General features: G+C 68.3%; 7 protein-coding genes and 1 tRNA gene. 4 read left to right on the forward strand and 4 right to left on the reverse strand.

All coding sequences use genetic code 11. The features are described from left to right. Positions 1-2 precede the first annotated feature (2 nt). From Ate02nite_RS07605 to argS, 3 genes are read right to left on the reverse strand one after another with little or no spacing between them, the layout of a single operon-like run. Positions 3-1313, reverse strand: coding sequence for a homoserine dehydrogenase (locus tag Ate02nite_RS07605; RefSeq protein ID WP_203801103.1), 1311 nt, complete (start codon positions 1311-1313; stop codon positions 3-5). After that, entirely contained in the window at positions 1310-2695 is a 1386-nt protein-coding gene (gene lysA / locus Ate02nite_RS07610) for a diaminopimelate decarboxylase (protein WP_203801105.1), read from the reverse strand. Before lysA ends, Ate02nite_RS07605 begins: the two co-directional genes overlap by 4 nt. 3 nt (positions 2696-2698) lie before the next feature. Further along, complete coding sequence (argS, locus tag Ate02nite_RS07615) at positions 2699-4363, reverse strand: arginine--tRNA ligase (protein WP_203801107.1); 1665 nt, start codon at positions 4361-4363, stop codon at positions 2699-2701. An 85-nt stretch (positions 4364-4448) separates the two neighbouring features. Between argS and Ate02nite_RS07620 the strand changes: the two genes are divergently transcribed. From Ate02nite_RS07620 to Ate02nite_RS07635, 4 genes are all read left to right on the forward strand, one after another. Beyond that, positions 4449-5261 (forward strand): thioredoxin-like domain-containing protein, encoded by an 813-nt coding sequence (locus tag Ate02nite_RS07620; protein WP_239147198.1) that lies wholly within the window; start codon positions 4449-4451, stop codon positions 5259-5261. Continuing rightward, entirely contained in the window at positions 5261-5929 is a 669-nt protein-coding gene (locus Ate02nite_RS07625) for a DUF305 domain-containing protein (protein WP_203801118.1), read from the forward strand. Before Ate02nite_RS07620 ends, Ate02nite_RS07625 begins: the two co-directional genes overlap by 1 nt. Positions 5930-5978: 49 nt before the next feature. After that, positions 5979-6050 (forward strand) — tRNA-Arg (locus Ate02nite_RS07630). Between the two features lie 362 nt (positions 6051-6412). Next, positions 6413-6709 (forward strand): helix-turn-helix domain-containing protein, encoded by a 297-nt coding sequence (locus Ate02nite_RS07635; RefSeq protein WP_203801120.1) that lies wholly within the window; start codon positions 6413-6415, stop codon positions 6707-6709. A gap of 63 nt (positions 6710-6772) precedes the next feature. Here the strand turns inward: Ate02nite_RS07635 and Ate02nite_RS07640 are convergent. Next, positions 6773-7238 (reverse strand): HipA domain-containing protein (locus Ate02nite_RS07640; protein WP_203801125.1); only part of this gene is annotated, 466 nt, incomplete at its 5' end.

Genomic DNA, 7238 nt, shown 5'->3' on the forward strand with positions numbered 1-7238 from the left:
GCTCAGACCCCTCCCTCGACGCGCAACACGCTCGCGATGGATCGGACGATGTCCAATTGCGACAGTGCGTCGACCGTAGCGGCAAGGTTGGCGTCGGGGGCACCGTGGGTCACGATGACCAGCTTGGCGTCCTCTTCCCGGCCCGACTGGCGGACCGTGGCGATGGACACCTCGTGCTTGGCGAAGACGCCGGCCACCGCGGCCAGCACGCCCGGCTTGTCATCGACGTCGAGATTGATGTGATAGCGGGTGACGGCCTCGCCGATCGGGCGAACCGGCAGGTCGGCGTAGTTGCTCTCGCTCGGCGCCCGGAAGCCGGCGAGCCGGTTGCGGGCGGCCGCGACGATGTCGCCGAGCACCGCGCTCGCGGTCGGCGTGCCGCCCGCGCCCCGGCCGTAGAACATCAGCTGACCGGCCGCCTCGGCCTCGACGAACACCGCGTTGAACGCGTCGCCGACGCCGGCCAGCGGGTGGCTGCGCGGGATCATCGCCGGGTGCACCCGCACGCTCACCGAATCGACGCCGGCCGAGTCGGGGCCGCGCTCGGCGATGCAGAGCAGCTTGATCGTGCAGCCCATCTCCTTGGCGCTGGCCATGTCGCCGGCGGTCACCCCGGTCATCCCCTCGCGGAACACGTCGGCCGCGGTGACCCGGGAGTGGAACGCCAGCGAGGCGAGGATGGCCGCCTTGGCCGCGGCGTCGAAGCCCTCGACGTCGGCGGTCGGGTCGGCTTCCGCATAGCCCAGCTCGGTGGCCTCCTCGAGGGCCTCGCTGAAGCCGGCGCCGGTGGAGTCCATCGACGAGAGGATGAAGTTGGTGGTGCCGTTGACGATGCCGGTGACCCGGGTGACGCGGTCGCCGTGCAGCGACTCGCGCAGCGGGCGCAGCAGCGGGATGGCACCGGCCACCGACGCCTCGTAATAGAGGTCGGCACCGCCCTCGGCGGCCGCGTCGTGCAGTGCCGCGCCGTCCTCGGCCAGCAGCGCCTTGTTGGCGGTGACCACGCTCTTGCCGGCCCGCAGCGACTCGACCAGCCAGGTGCGGGCGGGCTCGATGCCGCCGACCACCTCGATCACCACGTCGACGTCGTCCCGCTTGATCAGCCCGAGCGCGTCGGTGGTGAGCAGGCCTTCTTTTATCTGAAGATCACCACGCTCGCGACCGAGCCGCCGCACCGCGATGCCGACGATCTCCAGCGGGGCGCCGATCCGCGCTGTCAGGTCATCAGCCTGATCATGAAGCAGGCGGACAACTTCGGAACCGACGGTCCCGCACCCGAGAAGAGCCAGGCGGACCGGTTTCACAGAGCTCATCCAACATCCAATGCGAGCAGGTCGTCCTCGGTCTCCCGGCGGACGATCACCCGGGAGGCTCCGTCGCGCACCGCCACCACCGGCGGCCGAGGCACGTGGTTGTAGTTGCTGGCCATGCTCCGGCAATAGGCACCGGTTCCCGGCACCGCAATAAGATCTCCGGGCTGCACGTCAGCGGGCAGGAATTCATCCTTCACGACGATGTCCCCGCTTTCACAATGCTTTCCCACGACGCGGGCCAGCATCGGCTCGGCGACACTGGTCCGGCCGGCCAGGGTGGCCGAGTAGGAAGCGTCGTAGAGCGCGGTCCGAATGTTGTCGCTCATCCCGCCGTCGACGCTCACGTAGGTGCGGATGCCGTCGACGTCCTTGACCGTGCCCACCTCGTAGAGGGTGAACACGGCCGGGCCGACGATCGCCCGGCCAGGCTCGATCGAGAGCTTCGGCTTGCGCAGGTTGCCCAGCTCGCACTCGGACTCGACGATCTTGTTGATCCGCTTGGCCAGGTCGCCGGCCGCCTGCGGGTCGTCCTGCGTGGTGTACGCGATGCCGAAGCCGCCGCCGAGGTCGAGCTCCTCCAGCTCCACCCCGCGGGCGTCGCGGATCTGCGCCTGCAGGTCGAGCACCCGGCGGGCGGCCACCTCGAAACCGCTGGTGTCGAAGATCTGCGAGCCGATGTGCGAGTGCAGGCCGCGCAGGTCGAGCACGCCCTCGTCGATGATCTTCGCGGCCGCCGCGAACGCCGCCCCGCCGGCCAGCGAGAACCCGAACTTCTGGTCCTCGTGGGCGGTGGCGATGAACTCGTGTGTGTGAGCCTCGACACCGACCGTCACGCGTACCAGAACCTTTGGCTTTTTGTTCGTCTTTTGGGCTAAAGCGGTCAAACGCGCGATTTCGTCGAACGAGTCGACCACGATCCGGCCCACGCCCGCGTCGAGCGCCCGTTCCAGCTCGCGCGGGGACTTGTTGTTGCCGTGGAAGCCGATCTTCTCGGCCGGGAAGCCGGCCGCCAGCGCCACCGCCAACTCGCCGCCGGTGCAGACGTCCAGGAACAGCCCCTCCTCGTGGACGATCTTGACGACCGCCTTGCAGAGGAAGGACTTGCCCGCGTAGTAGACGTCCGCGTCGCCGAACGCCGAGGCGAACTCCCGGCATCGCGCCCGCAGGTCGACCTCGTCCAAGAAATAGGCCGGCGTGCCGTGCTCGGCCGCCAGGTCAGCGACGCTGACCCCGCCGACCTGCAAAGACCCGGCCTCGGTGCGGCTTACGGTGCGTGGCCACAACTGCGGCACGAGGGCATTGACGTCCTCGGGCGTACGCAACCAGGCGGGTCCCCGGTATCCCAGGTCGCCGTGCAGCGCTCCGGCCTCATGAGCTCGCATGCCCTACATCCTTTCCGGGGCCGAGACCCCGAGCAGGGCCAAACCGTTAGCGATCACCGTACGGGTGGCGTCGTTCAGCCAGAGCCGGGCCCGCTGCAGATCGGTGATCGGCTCGTCGCCCAGCGGAAGCACCCGGCAGTTGTCGTAGAACCGGTGGTAGGCCGCGGCCACGTCCTCCAGGTAGCGGGCCACCCGGTGCGGTTCCCGCAGCTCGGCCGCGCTCGCCACCACCGCCGGGAACTCGCCCAGCGCCTTGAGCAGGTCGTTTTCCTTCTCGTGGCTGAGCAGCCCGGGGTTGAACGCGGCCGGCTCGCCGCGGGTCAGCCCCACGTCGGCGGCGTTGCGGGCCACGTTCGCGGTGCGGGCCGCCACGTATTGCACGTAATAGACCTTGTTGTCCTTGGTGGCCCTGGTCCATTCCTCGATGTCGATGTCGATCGGAGAGTCGGACGAGTAGCGGGCCAATGCGTACCGCGTCGCGTCGACCCCGATGGCGTCGACGAAGTCCTCCAGGGTGATCACCGTGCCGGCCCGCTTGCTCATCCGCACCGGCTCGCCGTCGCGGACCAGGCTGACCAGCTGGCCGATCAGGATCTCCAGGTTGACTGCCGGGTCGTCGCCGAAGCACGCGGCCATCGCCTTCATCCGGCCGATGTAACCGTGGTGGTCAGCGCCCAGCATGATCACGATCCGGTCGAAGCCCCGCTTGCGCTTGTCCAGGTAGTAGGCGCAGTCGGCGGCGAAATAGGTCCAGTCGCCGTCGGACTTGCGCAGCACCCGGTCCTTGTCGTCGCCGAACTCGGTGGTGCGCAGCCAGGTCGCGCCGTCCGCCTCGAAGATGTGCCCCTGGTCGCGCAGCCGGTCCAGGGCCTCCTGCAGCTCGCCCCGGTCGTGCAGGTCCTTCTCGTTGAAGTAGGTGTCGAAGTGCACGCCGAACTCGACAAGCGACTGCTTGATCTCGGCGAACATCAGCTCGACACCGACCCGGCGGAACGTTTCGAGCGCTCCCGTTTCTGATTCCTTCAGAACGTCGGGCGCCTCGGCCTGCACGGCGGTGGCGATCTCGGCGATGTACGCGCCGCCGTAGCCGTCCTCGGGGGCCGGCTCGCCCTTCGCGCTCGCGTACAGCGACCGGGCAAATCGGTCGATCTGCGAACCGGCGTCATTGAAGTAGTACTCCGTGCCGACCGTCGCGCCGGCCGCGCGCAGCAGCCGGGACAGGGCGTCGCCCACCGCGGCCCACCGGACGCCACCGATGTGCACCGGACCGGTCGGGTTGGCCGAGACGAACTCCAGGTTGATCTTTTCGCCGTGCAGCGAGTCGGATTGTCCGTATTTCGCACCGGCGAGCACGATGTCGCGGGCCAGCACGCCGGCCGCGGCCGCGTCGAGCCGGATGTTCAGGAAGCCCGGACCGGCGATCTCCACCGACTTGACGCCCGGCTGCCGGCCCAGCTCCTCGGCCAGCGCGGCAGCCAGCTCACGCGGTGCCACCCCGGTCTTCTTGCCCAGCTGCAGGGCGAGCGTGGAGGCGTAGTCGCCGTGCTCGGGATTGCGGGGTCGCTCCAGGGTCGTCGTCTCGGGCAGCACCGACGCGTCGAGGCCCCGGGTCTCGAACACGGCACGAGCAGCTGAGAGAACAGTGGCAGCAAGGTTGGCGGGAGTCACCGAACCATGTTATCGGGGGTAGACTTTCGCCCTCGGCGGCAGCCCGAGCCCCGCCCTTCCGCTTTTAACGAATCGACGAGGCACGATGAGTATGAGTTCGCCGGGTCCCGAACGGGTCCCGTCCACCGTCAAGGTCGGCAAGACGTCCGGCCAGGGCAAGCCCCCCGCGTCCAAACCGGCCGCGAAGCCCGGCAGTGCCAAACCCGGTGCGGCCAAGCCCGGCGCGGCCAAGGGCGGCAAGGGCCGTAAGCCCGTCACCCCGGTCAAGGTCAGTGGCGGACGCCCCTGGGGCCCGATCGCGGTGATCGGCCTGGTCGCGGTGATCGCACTCGGCATCGTCGGCTTCGGTGTCTACAGCGTCGTCAAGGGCTCCCGCAGCTGGGAAGACAAGGCCTCCGACATCGCCGGCGTGGTCAACTACCGCGCCCAGAAGAACGCGGCGATCGACGACCAGACGCACAAGGACGGCACGCTCACCTACGTGACCAGCCCGCCGGTCGGCGGCGCACACAACGCCACCCCGCAGAACTGCAACGGCGATGTGTACGACGCACCCATCGCCAACGAGCACGCGGTGCACAGCCTCGAGCACGGCGCGGTCTGGATCACCTACAAGCAGGGCCTCGCCGCCGACCAGGTCGCCATCCTCCAGAAGAAGATGGAAGGCAAGGACTACACGTTCATGTCGCCGTACGCCGGCCTCGACAAGAACGTGTCCGTCCAGGTGTGGGGCTTCCAGCTCAAGACCGACGACGTGAACGACTCGCGCATCGACGAGTTCATCAAGGACACCCGCGTCGTCGCCGCCCTCGAGCCCGGCATCTCCTGCTCCGGCGGCAACACCACCACCGGCCCGGTCACCGCGGCCGCCACCGGCACGGGCATGTCAGGCAGCTGATGACCGTCTCCACCGACTCGGATGCGGCGGCCGAGGCCGCCGCATCCGTGAACGGCAACCGCCCGTCCCGCAACCGCCGCACCTGGTTCCTGGTGGCCGCCGCCCTGCTGGTCGGCACCCTGCTGGGGGTCGGCATCGGCATCGTGGTGCCGCACCTGCGCACCCCCGGCGACGACTCGGTCGAGGCCGGCTTCCTCCGCGACATGTCGACCCACCACGCGCAAGCGGTGGAGATGTCGATGATCGCCCACGAGAAGTCGACCGACCCCCAGATCGTCTACCTGGCCAACGACATCGCGCTGACCCAGCACGGCCAGATCGGCTACATGCAGGCCTGGCTGCGCGACTGGAAACTGAGCCCGACCAGCTCCGAACAGCCGATGGCCTGGATGCCCGACTCCGAGGGCGCGGTGGTCAACGGCCTGATGCCCGGCATGGCCACCCCCGAGCAGCTGACGGCCCTGCGCAAGGCCACCGGCAAAGACCTGGACACGCAATACCTGACGCTGATGCGCCAGCACCACCTGGGCGGCATCCACATGGCCCAGGAAGCGGTAAAGCTGTCCAACAACAAAGACGTGACCTGGCTGGCCGGCACCATGGTGAAGTCCCAGCAGAACGAGATCACCCTGATCGACGACCTCTTGAAGAAGGTCCAGGCGTCGTAACCCGATTAGCAGGGCCCGTGAGGGCCCTGCTAGGCTCAGAACCACTTGAGCCCCCGTAGCTCAGGGGATAGAGCGTCGCCCTCCGGAGGCGAAAGCGCAGGTTCGAATCCTGCCGGGGGCACGATTCCATGGCCACCATGTGTTCGCTGAGAAGCGCGAACCTGGTGGCCTCGTCATTTCTCCTGGGGCCCGAGCCCCAGACCCCACGCCGCGGGGCTCCGCCCCCGGATCCCCGCCGGGGCTTCGCCCCTGGCCCCCAACCTGTGTGGTCGCTGCCTCGTTGCTCGCTGCCCCGCTGGTCGCTGCCCCGCTGGTCGCTGCCCCGCTGGTCGCTGCCCCGCTGGTCGCTGCCTCGTTGCTCGCTGCCCCGCTGGTCGCTGCCTCCGCTTCGCGGTGGCGGGCCTGGCCCTTGATAAGGGTCACGAATCTGATCGTTAAGTCGTTTAGCGGCCAGTATCCTGACCTTTAACCGAAGGAGTGGCTATGCCTCGTCCCTCCGCTCGGGTTAGCGCTGCGGCTCTGAGCATTGGTGAGCAGTTTGTGGCCTGGCGGAAGTTGCAGAGGCTCACCGCTGTCCAAGTGTCCGAGAGGGCCGGGATTTCCCGGACCACGCTGCGCCGGGTCGAGACCGGGGACACTGGCGTCGGCGTGCAGGCTTTTCTGAGCGTTGCCCGGGCCCTGTGCGTGCTGGATGCCATGGTGACAGCAACCGATCCCTATGAGACCGACCTGGGCCGTGCCCGCGCCGACGAGACTCTGCCGAAGCGAGTACGTCAGTGAGTCGTCTCCGTCTTTGGCGCGGGTCGCTTCGGCGGTGGCTTCTTCTCGGTTGGCCGGGATGGCTCAGCGGCTTGTTGTGGGGGTGAGCTGGCGACGTCGGTACTCGATTACGCGGCGGAGCTTGTTAAGTCTGCCTTTGTCGAACGGCAGCTTGGGCAGGTCGTCCAACCAGAGGTCGGCTCGCTCAACGAGTCCGGCCAGCACTCGTTGGACCGCACGCTCCGGCACGCCGAGCGGCTTTCCCAGCGCGACGAAGTCAGCGGCCCTAAAATCACCGCTGATGCGGCCGCCGATCGACAGGGCCATCGTCTGGTCGCCGTACAGGTAAGAGGTGGGCAGATCGTAGGCCGGAGAGATGCCCCATTCGCCGTCCAGCCCCTGCAACACGGAGAAGTTCTTGGCATGAGCGTCGCCGTTGCCGGTTAGGTAGGCGAAGGCCAACTGCCGAATTAGGTCGCGACCGGCAACGGCACTGGCATCGCAGACGACCGCTAGGCCGGCGAAGGTGCGGTCAGCACCGAGTCGGTAT

Origin of the sequence: Paractinoplanes tereljensis (assembly GCF_016862435.1) — a bacterium.
GTDB classification, from domain to species: Bacteria; Actinomycetota; Actinomycetes; order Mycobacteriales; family Micromonosporaceae; genus Actinoplanes; species Actinoplanes tereljensis.